Here is a 14,268-nt window from a genome sequence, read left to right on the forward strand (position 1 = left end):
GGCTTAGCCGCCTGGCGCGGGGGCGAAAATGGACTGCAAATGCGCTTCGCTCTCGCCCATGCTGATCTTGTCGTTGAGGCCCTGGCGCAGGTAGGTCACCAATTGCGGTTGCAGGGCAATCGCCAGGTCGGTGTCGCGATCGCCACCGGCCACGTAGGCGCCCACGCTGATCAGGTCGCGACTCTGTTGATAGCGCGACCAGAGTTGCTTGAACTGCTGCGCGCGGGCCATATGTTCCGGAGTGACCACCGCCGGCATCACCCGGCTGATGGACGCTTCGATATCGATGGCCGGGTAGTGCCCTTCTTCCGCCAGGCGCCGCGACAGCACGATGTGGCCGTCGAGCACGCCCCGCGCCGAGTCGGCGATGGGATCCTGCTGGTCATCGCCTTCGGACAACACGGTGTAGAACGCGGTGATCGAGCCCCCGCCGGCCTCGGCGTTACCGGCACGTTCGACCAGCTTGGGCAACTTGGCGAACACCGAAGGCGGGTAGCCCTTGGTCGCCGGTGGCTCGCCGATGGCCAGGGCGATTTCCCGCTGGGCTTGGGCGAAACGCGTGAGCGAGTCCATCAGCAACAGGACGTTCTTGCCCTTGTCGCGAAAATATTCGGCGATACGCGTGCAGTACATGGCGGCGCGCAGGCGCATCAGCGGCGCATCGTCCGCTGGCGACGCGACCACCACCGAGCGCTTGAGGCCTTCCGCGCCAAGGCTGTGCTCGATGAATTCCTTCACCTCCCTGCCCCGCTCGCCGATCAGCCCGACCACGATGATGTCGGCTTCGGTAAAGCGCGTCATCATGCCCAGCAACACCGACTTACCCACGCCGGTACCGGCGAACAGGCCCAGACGCTGGCCGCGGCCGACCGTCAATAAACCGTTGATGCTGCGAATCCCCACGTCCAGCGGCACGCTGATGGGGTTGCGGTTGAGCGGGTTGATGGTCGGGCCGTCCATCGGCACCCAGTCTTCTGCCTTCATGCCACCCTTGCCGTCCAGCGCGCGACCGGCACCGTCCAGCACCCGGCCGAGCATGCTCATGCCCATCGGCAGGCGCCCGGTGTCGGCCAGCGGCACCACGCGCGCACCGGGGGCGATACCGGCCAGGCTGCCGACCGGCATGAGAAATATCTTGGTGCCGGAAAAGCCCATTACCTCGGCTTCGACCTGTACCGGGTGGTAGCTGTCGTCGTTGATCACCATGCAGCGGCTGCCCATGGCGGCGCGCAGGCCTTCGGCTTCGAGGGTCAGGCCGACCATGCGCAGCAGGCGCCCTTCGAGGATCGGCTGGCCGGGCAGCTCGGTGGCCTCGACGTAGCCGTCCAGGCGCTTGGTGAAGCTGGTGCGATCAAGGCGCATCGGCGGTGTCCAGGTCCACGCTCAGGTCGGGTTCGGCCGGGTTCAATGCTTGCTCGTGCTGCTGGTCCAACAGCTTGGCCATGATCTGGCTGATGCGGGTTTCCACCGTGGCATCGATGCGGCTGTGTTCGGTTTCGACGCGGCAACCACCGGGCTGCAGCGCGGCGTCTTCGACGATGCGCCAGGTTTCTTCATGGCGCTCGCGCAGGGCTTTGACCTGTTCGAAATCCTGCGGGTTGATGTACAGCCGCACATTACCGACCCCCAGGGGCAGCAGCTTGAGGGCCTCGCGCATCACGCTTTCGATCTGGCTGGAGTCCAGTAACAGTTCGCGCTGGATCACTTGGCGAGCGATGTGCTCCACCAGGCGCACCATGGCTTTTTCGATCTGCGAGTCCTGCTCGGCGATGGGGTCGAACAGCACGCCCATCAAGCGCTCCAGGCTGGCCAGCTTGACGCTCAGCGCCGCCTCCGCTTCCTGGCGCACCTTGAGCGTGGTGCTGCGAAAACCATCTTTTTCACCGACCGCGAAACCTTCGTTATAGGCCTCCTGGCGGATGCTTTCCAACTCTTCGAGGGTCAGCGGCTGGACTTCTTCCAGCGGCACTTCTTCCATTTCCACCGGCAGTTCGACCACCGGTTCCGGCTCGGGCTCCGGCACATGCGGGTCGAAACTGGGCAACGACCAGATGTCGAACCCACCGACATCCCGTGCGCGAATCAGATCGCTGGGCGCCTCATCTTTGTTCGACATGCGGGGCGCCTTAGATCATTTCTTCGCCGCCCTTCCCGCCGAGAACGATTTCTCCGGCTTCGGCCATACGGCGGGCAATGGTGAGGATTTCTTTCTGCGCGGTTTCCACGTCGCTGACGCGCACCGGGCCCTTGGCCTCGAGGTCGTCGCGCAGCAGTTCGGACGCGCGCTTGGACATGTTCTTGAAGATCTTTTCCTTGACGCCTTCGTCCGAGCCCTTGAGGGCCAGCACCAGCACGTCGGACGACACTTCACGCAGCAACGCCTGGATGCCACGGTCGTCGACATCGGAGAGGTTGTTGAACACGAACATAAGGTCTTCGATCTGGCCGGACAGGGTGTCGTCGATCTCGCGGATCGCGTCCATCAACTGGCCCTCGACCGAGCTGTCGAGGAAGTTCATGATATCGGCCGCACGCTTGATACCACCCAGGGTGGTGCGCGAGGCATTGGAGTTGCCGGAGAACTGCTTCTCCAGGATGGTGTTCAATTCTTTCAAGGCCGCCGGTTGCACGGTGTTCAACGACGACACGCGCAGGACAATATCCAGGCGCACTTTATGGTCGAAGTGGCCGAGCACCTCACCGGCCTGGTCGGGGTCGAGGTACGCCACCACGATCGCCTGGATCTGCGGGTGCTCGTAGCGGATCACATCGGCAACGGCGCGCGGTTCCATCCATTTCAGACTGTCGAGGCCGCTGGTGTTGCCGCCCAACAGGATACGGTCGATCAGGCCGTTGGCCTTGTCTTCGCCCAGGGCCGAGGTGAGCATCTTGCGGATGTAGCTGTCGGACCCGACGCCCAGGCTGGTCTGGTCGCCGACGATCTCTACGAACTCGCTCATCACCTGTTCGACTTGCTCACGGTGCACGTTGCGCATTTGCGCCATGGCCACGCCCACGCGCTGGACCTCCTTGGGGCCCATGTGACGCAGCACTTGGGCGGCGTCGGTCTCACCCAGCGACAGCAGCAATACAGCGGCTTTGTCGACCTTGGTCAGTTTGGCAACAGCGGCTCGATCACTCATCTGCATTAATCCACTCTTTCACGACCTGGGCCACACGACCCGGGTCTTCTGCCACCAGACTTTTGATTGCGTTCAGCTGAGCGTCGTAACCTTCGCTCGGGCTTGGCAACAGGATGCTTTGCGGGCCACCCAGGCTCACGCGGTCGTTGGCCAGTTCGCCATCGAGGCCGCCCATGCCGCCCAACTCGACGTCGCCGCCGCCAAAAGCCGCCAGTTGTTTCTTGCCATTGCCGGTGATGTTGTTGAGCACCGGACGCAGCACACCGAACACCAGCACCAGGATAAACAACACACCCAGCACTTGCTTGACGATGTCCCAGAACCACGGTTGCGAGTAGAACGCAGGCTCGGCGATGGTTTCGCCACGCTCGGCGGAGAACGGCATGTTGATCACGCTGACGCTGTCACCGCGGCTGGCGTCAAAACCGACGGCGTCCTGCACCAGGCGCGTGAAGCGCGCCAATTCGTCGGCACTCCACGGCGCACGGGTCACGGCGCCATCGGCCGGATTGACCTTGACCTGGTCATCGACCACCACCGACACCGACAGGCGATTGACGCGGCCTTGTTGCTGTTTGGTGTGGCTGATGGAGCGGTCAAGCTCGAAGTTCTTGGTCGACTGGTTACGCTTGTCCGCCGGGTACGGCGCGAGCATCGGCTGGCCGGTGGCCGGGTCCATGATCTGCTGGCCATTGGCGTCCAACAACGGTTGGCCAGGCTGGATCGCGCCGGCCGTGGCTGCCGCGCCACCGGTGGTTTGCGGCGCGGAGGCCGGTGACGGCGGCTGGTTGCTCAAGGCCCCCGGCACGCCTTGCGGGCCATTGCTGGCGGTGCGTTGTTCACTGGTGGACTGCTCGCTGCGCAGCGCGGGCTGGTCAGGGTTGAACTGCTCGGAAGTCGACTCGACCGCGCTGAAGTCCACGTCGGCCGACACTTCGGCCTTGTAGCGGTCGTTGCCCAATACCGGTTGCAGAATGTTGTGCACGCGTTGGGTGAGCATGCTCTCCATGCGACGGCTGTAGTCGAACTGCTTGCCGGCCTGGGTCAGCGCGGAGTTTTCGGCCATGTCGGACAACAGGTTGCCCTTCTGGTCGACCACCGTGATCTGCGACTTGCTCAGCTCGGGAACGCTGGTGGCCACCAGATTGATGATCGCCATGACTTGGCCAGGCTCCAGGGAGCGCCCGGAAAACAGCTCCACCAACACCGAAGCGCTGGGCTTGCGCTCATCGCGCACAAACACCGAGCTTTTCGGAATGGCCAGGTGCACGCGCGCGCCCTTGACGTTGTTAAGGCTGGAGATGGTGCGCGCCAGTTCGCCTTCGAGGCCACGACGGTAGCGGGTGGCTTCCATGAACTGGCTGGTCCCCAGGCCCTGGTCTTTGTCGAGGATCTCGAAACCGATATTGCTGTCGGACGGCGTCACGCCGGCGGCGGCCAGCTTCATGCGCGCACGGGCCACATCGTCAGCCTTGACCAGCAAGGCGCCGGAGTTGGGCTCTACGGTGTAGGCGATGTCGGCGGCGGCCAGGGTTTCCATGATCTGCTTGGAATCCATGCCCGCCAGGCTGCCGTACAACGGACGGTAATCGGGTTGCTGCGACCACAACACCACGGCAAAACCAATCGCCACGCTGGCAGCCAGGCCGACCATCAGGCCCACCTGACGCAACATGGTCATTTCCGAGAGGTTTTCCAGGAACGACAGGCCAAACAGCGGCGGCTTGCCGTCTGTCTTGGCGGGGACGTTGTCGGAGACTGCTTCTGCCATGACTTAAATCTCGCCCTTAAACCGGCATCTGCATGATGTCTTGATAGGCCTGGACCAGCTTGTTGCGCACCTGGGTCAGGGCCTGGAAGGAGACACTGGCCTTTTGCGAGGCGACCATCACATCGGTGAGGTCCACGCCGCTTTTGCCGATCTCGAACGCGTTGGCCAACTGGTTGGAGGCTTGCTGGGTATCACTGACTTTATTGATGGCCTGGCCGAGCATGTCGGCAAAATTGCTTTGGCCCAACTCCGGCGCTGGCGCGACGGATTTCGGTTGAGCCATGGCATCCATCTGCATGGAGCGCATATCCAACATCAACCGATTGAACTCAATACCCTGGCTCATGACCTTCTCTCTCCGACAACCCGTATTTTTTTGACGCTACGCCGCAATTACTAAGGGAGGTAGCAACAAGGGTGCCAGATCCGTATCAGCTCGTAAGAAAAGGCGACAGAGCTTGTCCAATTTGTTACCCGCTGTAGGCATGGGTTTCTACACAACTGCTTGCTGTTGCTCTGGCTTTTGATCTTGATCTCAGGCGCCCTGTCAAACACGCTGGCCGGAATTCGACATTGATTGGGGGGGGGTAAACCGGCAGGGATGCCGGTTTAGCCTCCATCGGGAGCAAGCCCCCTCCCACAGCAAGCTCCCTTACACAGGTTCAGGCTCACGCCAAAGATGCGTAGCTATAGGGCGAGTCAGGTGGCAAACAGATACGCTTCCACATCCATCCCCGCGTCACGCATCTGCGCCAGCTTATAGCGCAAGGTGCGCGGGCTGATGCCCAGGCGCTCAGCCGCTTCCTTGCGCCGGCCACGCTCGGCGCGCAGGGTGTCGATGATCATCTGGAATTCGCGGCGCCGCAGGTCATCGCCCAGAGCACCGGCAGACTCAGCCTCGGTCACCACCGGCGCGGGCGCCAACGTCGGCAATGGCGCAGTACCACTGCCCATGGCCAGGCAGAAATCCTGAGGCTGGATCAGGCCGCCCTGCTGCAGGATCAACGCGCGCTGGATCGCGTTGTCCAGTTCCCGCACATTGCCGGGCCAGGGGTAGCTGATCAGGCAGGCCTGGGCCTCGGCCGACAGCCGAGCCTGGGCGTGCTTCATTTTTTTGACGTGGTTGTTCAGCAGGCGCTCGGCCAGCGGAATAATGTCCGCCGGGCGCTCGCGCAACGGGCGCCAGGCCAGCGGGAAGACCGAGAGCCGGTAGAACAGATCTTCACGAAAGCGCCCCGCCGCCACTTCACCGGCGAGGTCGCGGTTGGTGGTGGCGACCACGCGGATATCCAGCTGGATCGGCTTGCGCGCGCCGACGCGCTCGACTTCGCGCTCCTGCAGCACCCGCAACAGTTTGGCTTGCAGGCCCAGGGGCATCTCCGAGATTTCATCGAGCAGGATCGTGCCGCCGTCGGCCTGTTCGAACTTGCCCGCCTGGGCGGCGATGGCACCGGTGAACGAGCCTTTTTCGTGACCGAACAGCGTCGCTTCGAGCATGTTGTCGGGGATCGCCGCGCAGTTGATGGCGATGAACGGTTGCTTGGCGCGGGTCGATTGCTGGTGGATATACCGCGCAAGAACCTCTTTACCGGTACCCGATTCGCCGGAAATCAACACCGTGGAATCACTGCGCGCCACCCGAGCCGCCAACTCCAGCAATTGCGCACTGGCCGGTTCAAAGGCAATCGGGCCCTCGCCGTCGCCGGCGGGGATCACGCCCAGGGCGTGCCGTGCCACCAACTCGATCAACGCCTTGGGTTCGAACGGCTTGACCATGTAATCCGCCGCGCCTTGGCGCATCGCGTCCACCGCCCGCTCCACCGCGCCGTGGGCGGTCATCAGCAACACCGGCAGTTGCGGCTGGCGCACACGCAGCAAGCCCAGCAACTGGTGGCCGTCCATGCCCGGCATGTTCACATCGCTGACCACCAGGCTGAAGGACTCCTGCTCGACCGCCTCCAAGGCGTCCTCGGCAGAACCGACCGCCCGGTAGTCATGGCCCGCCAGCAGCAGCGTGTCAGCCAATGCTTCACGCAGGGCGCGATCGTCTTCCACCAACAGAACCTTGATAGCCATGACTCTTTACTCCGCGCTTGCCGCGCCTGAAAACAGCGGCAAGGTCATCAATGCACAGGTGCCACGCCCGACACGGGAATGCAGCTGCAATTCTCCCTGATGGGCACGTGCCACCGCCTTGACCACGGTCAGGCCCAGGCCGGTGCCGTTGGTCTTGGTGGTAAAAAACGGTTCGCCCAGACGCTGGAGTACCTTAGGCTCGATACCGCTGCCGCTGTCGCTGATGCACAGACGCAGGGTTTGCTCGCGACGGTACAGGTGCACCTTGAGCCGCGCGCCCGGCCCGCTGGCCTGGATCGCGTTCTCGATCAGATTAAGCAATGACCCCACCAACGTATCGCGATTGCACAGCAACTCGCCGAAATGGCTGTCGCACTGCCAGCGCACTTGGGTGTCTTGAACATGGGCCGCGGCCGCCGCCTGCAAGGCTTGCATCAGTTGGTCAGGCGTGACGCGGTCGGTCAGCGGTAATTCACCGCGGGCAAATACCAGCATGTCGCGTACCTGGTGTTCGAGCTCGTGCAACCGCTCCTTGAGCCGACCGGCGAAACGCTGCTGGGTGGCGGCGGGCAGTTGCTCATCAGTCAAATGACTGGCGTAGATCAACGCGGCCGACAACGGCGTACGGATCTGATGCGCCAAAGAGGCGACCATGCGCCCCAACGACGACAAGCGCTCGTGACGTGCCAGTTGGTCCTGCAGGTGACGGGTTTCAGTCAGGTCGTTGAGCAACACCAGTTGGCCCGGCTCAGCGTCCAGGGAACGGGTGGCGATGGACAGGCGGCGGCCGTCCTTGAGGGAGATTTCATGCCCGTCATCTTCACGTGGCGCAAAGCAGCGCGTGATGACGTGACGCCACAGCTCGCCCTCCAGTGGCAGGCCGAGCATGTCGCAGGCGGCCGGGTTGGCTTCGCGCACGCGACCGTCTTCATCAATGACAATCACGCCACCGGGCAACAGCGACAGCAGGTTTTGCAGGCGGTTGGCCAAGCGCTCTTTCTCGGCCAGCTCTTGCATACGCTGGGCGCTGACCACCGCCAGCTCGCCTTTGAGCTCGGAGACCCGGGCTTCCAGCAGGCTGTAGGAATCGGTCAGTTGGCTCGACATCTGGCTGAATTGCGAGAACGCTTGTTCCAGACCCTGGCGGGCCAGGGGCTCTGCAGATGGAATGAGCCCCTGGATGGCAGGGGCCGAAGCTAATTGGGCGGCGTGGGGCATCATGCTCTCTCGCTTGGCTGACCGTCAGTTAAACGGAACGTTGCGAGGGCTTTAGCAATACCCGTGCCTAAAAAAAATTACTTATAAATCATAGCGTTGAAAAACAGGCGTCAATCCTCCGGCTGTTCATCACCTTCGCGACGGCTCATACCGTACTTGCGCATCTTCTCCACCAGGGTGGTTCGGCGGATGCGCAAGCGCTCGGCGGCACGGGCGACGATGCCGTTGGCATCGTCCAGGGCCTGCTGAATCAAGCCTTGTTCCAGGTTGCCAAGGTAATCCTTCAGGTCCAGACCTTCCGGCGGCAGCATGGCCGAGGAAGCGAAGTTCGGCGTGTGGCCGTTGATCGCCACGCGCTCTTCCATGTCACTGCGCAGGCTGTCGACCAGTTGCTCGTCTTCGTCGTCGACGTAGCGGAATTTCTTCGGCAGCTCGACCACCCCGATCACCCCGTAGGGGTGCATGATCGCCATGCGCTCGACCAGGTTGGCCAGCTCACGGACATTGCCCGGCCAGCCGTGACGGCACAGGGACATGATCGCGGCGGAGTTGAAGCGGATCGAACCGCGTTTTTCGTGCTCCATGCGCGAGATCAGCTCGTTCATCAGCAGCGGAATATCTTCCACGCGCTCGCGCAACGGGGCCATTTCGATCGGGAAAACGTTGAGGCGGTAGTACAGGTCTTCGCGGAAACTGCCGATCTCGATCATGCTTTCGAGGTTCTTGTGCGTCGCCGCGATGATGCGCACGTCGACGCTCTGGGTTTTGTTGCTGCCCACGCGTTCGAAGGTGCGCTCCTGCAACACGCGCAGCAGCTTGACCTGCATCGGCAGCGGCATGTCGCCGATTTCGTCGAGGAACAGGGTGCCGCCGTTGGCCAGTTCGAAACGCCCGGCACGGCTGGTGATCGCCCCGGTAAAGGCGCCCTTCTCGTGGCCGAACAGTTCGCTTTCGAGCAGCTCTGCCGGGATCGCCCCGCAGTTGACCGGCACGAAGGGTCCGTCGCGGCGTTTGGAATGGTAGTGCAGGTTGCGCGCGACCACTTCCTTGCCGGTGCCGGACTCGCCGAGGATCAACACGCTGGCGTCGGTATCGGCCACTTGCTGCATCATCTGGCGCACGTGCTGGATCGCACGGCTGGTGCCGACCAGGCTGCGGAACAGGTTGGGTTCGCGGTGACGGCCGCGCTCGCGGGCCTGGTCGTACATCTCGCGATAGACCTGGGCACGGTGCAGGGAGTCGAGCAGTTTGCTGTAGCTGGGCGGCATTTCCAGGGTGGAAAGCACGCGGCGGCGCTGGTCTTCCGGCAGCTCGACAGAAGAAATATCACCGATTAGCAACACTGGAAGGAACTCATCCCAGGTAGACAGTGTCTTTAACAAGCCCAAAACTGCGCCAGGAGCGTTTACCGTCCCGATCAGCACACAAATGATTTCACGGCTCGATGACAACGAGCTGACCACCTGCTGCCAATCATGGCTGCCGCAGGGCAAATTTTCTTCACCGAGAAAATTTAAAATCACCGCTAAATCGCGGCGCCGGACGCTATCGTCATCGATCAGCAGAATTCTGGTTTCACGCCACATGCAATAGCAACTTCCCTAGTAAAACTTCCTGCCCGGTGTAAGGGCAATCGAGACGGCTGTAGGACTTCTTACTCTATAGACGTCTGAACTCTGAAAACAGCACTAGTTAAGTCAAAAAAGCTGGCACGGTCAAATTTATGACGCACCGGTTGGATTAACTGCGCCTGTTCAGCCGAACAGATGGTAGACCTTTGACGCATTTTGCGCGCGGTTGATCTGCGACATCTCTTCAAAAATCGCCTGGCGCTCGCCGGTCGTCACCTCGAGCAACTGCTGGTACACCGCCAGCAGGCTCTCTAGCTTCTCGCGCAGTGCGCCTTCGTCTACCGGCGCATTGTGCAGCGCCTCATCGATCACCGCACGACAACCCAGGTCCAGTTCGCCGATAGCGTCCCAGTTACGTTGCGCCAATGCGTCCACCAAGGCTTCGCGGGTCTCGTCAATCCGTTGCAGGGCGTGGCTCATGACATCATCCTCAGGCCAAGCGGCCTACTGTGTTGCAATACCGTCCCAACCTTCCTTCAGGGTAATCATCAGGCCCGCCACTTCATCGATCATCGTGACATCGCTCTTGCTGTTGGCTTCAAGCAGGCGCGTGGTCATGTAGGCGTACAGGTTGTCCAATTGCTGCAAGGCGGCCGGGTCATCGGTTTTTTCCGGGTTCAGGCCATCGCGCAGACCGATCAGAATATCGATCGCCTTGCCCAACAGCAGGCCTTTCTGCGCGATATCACCACGAGCCATGGCGCCTTTGGCCTGAGCCATGCGATCCAATGCGCCTTCCATCAGCATCTGGACCAGACGGTGCGGGCTGGCCTCGGAGACCTGGGCATGGGAATTGACCTTCTGGTATTGGCGAAGGGCTCTCATGGGATTCATTTTTCGACCTCGTGACAGGCAACAGCTAAATAGGATGGGCTCTGACTAATATGTCGTCGGGACTGCACAAAACTTTAACCCGCCGATCAGGCGACGCCGCGCCCGGTGCCGCTCACCGGGGCGACTGCAACGCGGATCAATTATCCGAGTTGTTTTTGTTCAGCGCATTGAGCGTGGTCATGACACTGGAGCGTTGGTTGGTGAGCTGGGCGACCAGGTTGTTCATCGTGGTGTACTTGGCGGTCAGGCTCGTCTTCAGCGCAGCCATGCGCGCGGTCAGGGTGTCCTGCTGGTTCTGCAGGTCCTTGAGGTTATCCGACAGCGTCGAGCTGCGCGTGGCGAGCACGCCGGTGCCGCTCAGCGCATAACTGTCGGTCGCGGTTTTCATGCGCGCCAGCAGGCCCTTGTCACCGTTGAAAATGCCGCCGATGTCCGTAGGGTTGCTAGCGACTGCCGCGCTGAAGATCTTGTCGTCAATGCTCAGCTTGCCGGTGGTCTGGTCAGTGTTCACGCCAAATTGAGCCAGAGACTTCAACGTGCCCGAACCGCTCAGTGCGTTCAACTCGCTGCGCAGCGCCGATTGCAAAGAGCGCATGGTGGCATCGCCCGTCAGCGCCGACGGCGTGGTGCTGCCATCGGGGTTGGTGGTGACTTTGGTCTCGGTGCTGATCGCGGTGATCAAGGCGTTATAGGTATCGACAAAGCCCTTGACCGAGCTCTTGAGGGTGTCGTTGCTACGGGTGACCGTAATGGTCGACGCAATTCGCTTGGTCTCATCCGTGACGCCGGTGGGCAGTGGCGATACGGCCGTGAGCTTGATGCTCACACCACTGATCGCATCGGACAGGGTGTTGCTCTTGGACTCCTGAGCCGTACCGTCAATGGTGTATTTGGCATTCTGCGGTGCACCGCCGACCACCGAAGTACCCGCTTGCAGGCCGGAATTACCGCCCAGCGTAATGTCGGTGCCTGCGCCGGTGTTGGTCGAAGTGACAACCAAGCGCGAACCGGTGGCGTCGGTCAGGATGTTGGCGCTCAAGCCTGCGCTGCTGTACTGCGAGTTGATCGAGTCACGCACCTGCTGCAGGGTGGCGCCCGGCGCAACACTCACGCCATAACTCTGGCCTGACTGGGAAATCTCCAGGGTCGTCGCGGTACTGCCGGAGTTGACGACGGTCTTGGCGCCACCGGCGAAGTTCTGGGTCGCGATCTTCGAGGCGGTCGCCAGCTGGGTGACCACCAACTGATAGCTGCCCGCGGAAGCACCGGCCCCCAAGGTGACAGTGGACACGGCGGTGTCAGAAGTCGTGGCCGTCAGGCCACCGATACTGGCGTCCTTGGTCATGTTGTCCATGGCGCCGCGAAAGGCCGACAATGCCGCTTGAATCTTGCCGATCGAGGACAGCTGGGCGGTCTGCGTCTGCGTCTGCTTGTTGATCTGCGACTGCTTGGGCGCTTGCTCCGCGTTCACCAAGGCCGTAACGATCGACTCGGTATTAATCCCTGTAACCGGGCCGCTTACCGTGATATCACCCATGACACTTCTCCTGATCGGGGCTGGCGCTTTATTGACGGACGACGCCTAAAGCAGCTACAGCAACAAAATTCATGCCAGCTCAGACTTTGGCGTCAAACAGTACGCTGCTGGCGTCGTGAAGGCTCTGTGCAAGTTTCAATGCGGTTTCCGACGGGATCTGGCGAATAACTTCGCCACTGTCAGTCGCAATGACTTTGACCACCACCTGATGGGTGCTGTCATCAATCGAAAAATCCAGGTTGCGCTGAGCAGCCTGGACGAAGTTGCGAATGTCCGTTACCGCCTGTTGAAGGTCGGACGGCTTCGAGTCCTGCCTGGTTTCGACCGTGGCAGCCGTAGGGTCTACCTTGGTCTTCTGCAGGTCATTGTTTACGGGAGCAGGAACGCTCTGCGGCGCCGCTGCAGGATAAGACAGGTTCAACTTGATGCTCATGTCCATGTCCAATCTCCTCATCACGCAAAAGACAAAAGGGCACGTAAACGCGCCCTTCCGTCAGTCATCTACCGATGGCTATTACTGAAGCAGCTTCAGTACAGCGGATGGCAGTTGGTTGGCCTGGGACAGGATCGCGGTGGAAGCCTGTTGCAGGGTTTGTTGCTTGGTCAGCTGAGCAGTTTCTGCAGCGTAGTCAACGTCCTGGATCTGACCGCGAGCGGCGCTGGAGTTGTCTGCAATGCTCTGCAGGTTGGCAACGGTATTGTCGAAACGGTTTTGTACAGCACCGAGACCGGCACGCTGGGAGTCGATGTCCGAGATCGCCTGGGTGATCACGTCGATCGAGTTCTGTGCGTTGGCAGCAGAGGTGATGTCAGTGTTGTTGACGGTGGTTTTGGTGGAGTTGGCAGCAGTACCAGCGGCTGCGAACAGACCAGTTACACCTGCGCCGCTCAGCGAGTAGCTGCTGGAGGAGTTCAGGGAAACTGCACCAGTAGCGATGATCGCGGTAGCAGCCAGAGCAACAGCGGTACCTGCGGTACCAGTGCCATCCAGAGTAGCAACCTTGACACCTGCGATAGCGCCAGCGTCACCAGCGTTGAACGTCAGGTTCTCACCGGTATCGGACTTGACCGACAGCGCGTTGGTGGTCGAATCGTAGTTTACGCTGATGCCCAGCTTGGCAGCGTTGGACTTCAGTTGGTCAGCCAGGTCCGAAGTGCTGGTCACGCCAGTGAACTGGACTGCGGTACCGCTGCCCACTTGCAGGGTGAAGTTGGCGCTGGCAGGCGTTGCAGCAGCAATGGCAGTGGCGTCAACGGTGAACTGAGCAGTGGTGCTGGCGGTAGCAGCCAGGCCGCCGACAGCGCCGTTCATTTGAGCAGCGATCTGCTTGGCGGAAGCGCCGGCAGCGATGGTCAGGGATTTGGACTGGCCGCCACCGGTAACGTCGATTGCACCGCCGGCAACGCCGGTCGCGCTTGGAGCAACGCCTTGGCTTTTCAGCTGCTGCGAACCAATGTTGTTGGCTGCAACGTTACCGATGCTCATGTCGATCGTCTGGTTGGCGTTGGCGCCGACCTGGAACGAAGTAGTACCGAAAGAACCGTCCAGCAGGTTCTTGCCACCGAAGGTGGTGGTGGTAGCGATACGGGTCAGTTCAGCAGTCAGAGCAGCGTATTGAGCCTGGTTCGACTTGCGGTCTTCAGCGCTTGGCGAGCCGTTGGCCGATTGCAGGGCCAGGGTACGCATGCTTTGCAGGATGTTGGTGGACTGCTGCATCGCGCCTTCAGCGGTCTGAGCAATCGAGCTACCGTCGTTGGCGTTTTTGATCGCAACGCCCAGGCCGTTGATCTGGCTGGTCAGACGGTTGGAGATTTGCAGGCCGGCCGCATCGTCTTTGGCGCTGTTGATACGCAGGCCGGAGGACAGACGCTGCATGGAAGTTTGCAGAGCGCCGGAAGCCTTGTTCAGGTTGTTCTGAACGGTCAACGAAGCAAGGTTGGTGTTTACTGTTAATGCCATGACGAAATCCTCGTGGGTGGTGTACTGCGGCTTCCGGCCCTGGCAACCGCCGGGTGTGGCCTAGAGAACCTACGTAATAGTTATCGTCGTGGTAGCCG

The 14,268-nt window shown here is 61.3% G+C and carries 13 protein-coding genes; all 13 read right to left on the minus strand.

Features of this window, described 5'->3' with window-relative positions; all coding sequences use genetic code 11:
* Nucleotides 1-3: 3 nt before the first annotated feature.
* The 13 genes from fliI to V6M90_RS04595 all read right to left on the minus strand — a co-directional run bounded on the left by fliI (nt 4) and on the right by V6M90_RS04595 (nt 14,170).
* A complete protein-coding gene (gene fliI, locus V6M90_RS04535) occupies nt 4-1,362 on the minus strand; it encodes a flagellar protein export ATPase FliI (protein ID WP_305427585.1) in 1,359 nt (452 codons plus the stop codon).
* Nucleotides 1,352-2,116, minus strand: coding sequence for a flagellar assembly protein FliH (gene fliH, locus V6M90_RS04540; protein ID WP_332846143.1), 765 nt, complete (start codon nt 2,114-2,116; stop codon nt 1,352-1,354). The genes fliI and fliH overlap by 11 nt, the downstream gene beginning before the upstream one ends.
* 10 nt (nt 2,117-2,126) lie before the next feature.
* Nucleotides 2,127-3,143: a flagellar motor switch protein FliG gene (fliG, locus tag V6M90_RS04545; RefSeq protein WP_003175313.1), complete on the minus strand. Its 1,017-nt coding sequence runs from the start codon at nt 3,141-3,143 to the stop codon at nt 2,127-2,129.
* Nucleotides 3,136-4,914 (minus strand): flagellar basal-body MS-ring/collar protein FliF, encoded by a 1,779-nt coding sequence (gene fliF / locus V6M90_RS04550; RefSeq protein ID WP_078734108.1) that lies wholly within the window; start codon nt 4,912-4,914, stop codon nt 3,136-3,138. The genes fliG and fliF overlap by 8 nt, the downstream gene beginning before the upstream one ends.
* Nucleotides 4,915-4,930: 16 nt before the next feature.
* Complete coding sequence (fliE, locus tag V6M90_RS04555; RefSeq protein ID WP_078734109.1) at nt 4,931-5,260, minus strand: flagellar hook-basal body complex protein FliE; 330 nt, start codon at nt 5,258-5,260, stop codon at nt 4,931-4,933.
* A 353-nt stretch (nt 5,261-5,613) separates the two neighbouring features.
* Nucleotides 5,614-6,990 carry a sigma-54-dependent transcriptional regulator gene (locus tag V6M90_RS04560; protein ID WP_332846144.1) on the minus strand — a complete coding sequence of 459 codons (1,377 nt, stop codon included), beginning with the start codon at nt 6,988-6,990 and terminating at the stop codon, nt 5,614-5,616.
* Nucleotides 6,991-6,996: 6 nt separating this feature from the next.
* Complete coding sequence (locus V6M90_RS04565) at nt 6,997-8,208, minus strand: sensor histidine kinase (protein ID WP_332846171.1); 1,212 nt, start codon at nt 8,206-8,208, stop codon at nt 6,997-6,999.
* A 110-nt stretch (nt 8,209-8,318) separates the two neighbouring features.
* Nucleotides 8,319-9,794: a sigma-54 dependent transcriptional regulator gene (locus V6M90_RS04570; RefSeq protein WP_003175318.1), complete on the minus strand. Its 1,476-nt coding sequence runs from the start codon at nt 9,792-9,794 to the stop codon at nt 8,319-8,321.
* Nucleotides 9,795-9,962: 168 nt separating this feature from the next.
* Nucleotides 9,963-10,259, minus strand: coding sequence for a flagellar assembly protein FliT (locus V6M90_RS04575; RefSeq protein ID WP_003175319.1), 297 nt, complete (start codon nt 10,257-10,259; stop codon nt 9,963-9,965).
* Nucleotides 10,260-10,283: 24 nt separating this feature from the next.
* Entirely contained in the window at nt 10,284-10,673 is a 390-nt protein-coding gene (gene fliS / locus V6M90_RS04580) for a flagellar export chaperone FliS (protein WP_003175320.1), read from the minus strand.
* A 136-nt stretch (nt 10,674-10,809) separates the two neighbouring features.
* Nucleotides 10,810-12,210 (minus strand): flagellar filament capping protein FliD, encoded by a 1,401-nt coding sequence (gene fliD / locus V6M90_RS04585; RefSeq protein WP_003175321.1) that lies wholly within the window; start codon nt 12,208-12,210, stop codon nt 10,810-10,812.
* A 79-nt stretch (nt 12,211-12,289) separates the two neighbouring features.
* Nucleotides 12,290-12,649 carry a flagellar protein FlaG gene (locus tag V6M90_RS04590; RefSeq protein WP_003175322.1) on the minus strand — a complete coding sequence of 120 codons (360 nt, stop codon included), beginning with the start codon at nt 12,647-12,649 and terminating at the stop codon, nt 12,290-12,292.
* A gap of 75 nt (nt 12,650-12,724) precedes the next feature.
* A complete protein-coding gene (locus V6M90_RS04595) occupies nt 12,725-14,170 on the minus strand; it encodes a flagellin N-terminal helical domain-containing protein (RefSeq protein WP_141063592.1) in 1,446 nt (481 codons plus the stop codon).
* Nucleotides 14,171-14,268: the final 98 nt, after the last annotated feature.

Source organism: Pseudomonas lactucae (assembly GCF_036688725.1).
Taxonomy (GTDB): Bacteria; Pseudomonadota; Gammaproteobacteria; order Pseudomonadales; family Pseudomonadaceae; genus Aquipseudomonas; species Aquipseudomonas lactucae.

Bases quoted from the DNA above. Each gene is read 5' to 3' on its own strand.
- V6M90_RS04560 (WP_332846144.1), bottom strand. From the start codon at position 6,990: ATGGCTATCAAGGTTCTGTTGGTGGAAGACGATCGCGCCCTGCGTGAA.
- V6M90_RS04590 (WP_003175322.1), bottom strand. From the start codon at position 12,649: ATGGACATGAGCATCAAGTTGAACCTGTCTTATCCTGCAGCGGCGCCG.
- fliG (WP_003175313.1), bottom strand. From the start codon at position 3,143: ATGAGTGATCGAGCCGCTGTTGCCAAACTGACCAAGGTCGACAAAGCC.
- fliE (WP_078734109.1), bottom strand. From the start codon at position 5,260: ATGAGCCAGGGTATTGAGTTCAATCGGTTGATGTTGGATATGCGCTCC.
- fliD (WP_003175321.1), bottom strand. From the start codon at position 12,210: ATGGGTGATATCACGGTAAGCGGCCCGGTTACAGGGATTAATACCGAG.
- fliF (WP_078734108.1), bottom strand. From the start codon at position 4,914: ATGGCAGAAGCAGTCTCCGACAACGTCCCCGCCAAGACAGACGGCAAG.
- V6M90_RS04595 (WP_141063592.1), bottom strand. From the start codon at position 14,170: ATGGCATTAACAGTAAACACCAACCTTGCTTCGTTGACCGTTCAGAAC.
- V6M90_RS04570 (WP_003175318.1), bottom strand. From the start codon at position 9,794: ATGTGGCGTGAAACCAGAATTCTGCTGATCGATGACGATAGCGTCCGG.
- fliH (WP_332846143.1), bottom strand. From the start codon at position 2,116: ATGTCGAACAAAGATGAGGCGCCCAGCGATCTGATTCGCGCACGGGAT.
- V6M90_RS04575 (WP_003175319.1), bottom strand. From the start codon at position 10,259: ATGAGCCACGCCCTGCAACGGATTGACGAGACCCGCGAAGCCTTGGTG.
- fliS (WP_003175320.1), bottom strand. From the start codon at position 10,673: ATGAATCCCATGAGAGCCCTTCGCCAATACCAGAAGGTCAATTCCCAT.
- fliI (WP_305427585.1), bottom strand. From the start codon at position 1,362: ATGCGCCTTGATCGCACCAGCTTCACCAAGCGCCTGGACGGCTACGTC.
- V6M90_RS04565 (WP_332846171.1), bottom strand. From the start codon at position 8,208: ATGCCCCACGCCGCCCAATTAGCTTCGGCCCCTGCCATCCAGGGGCTC.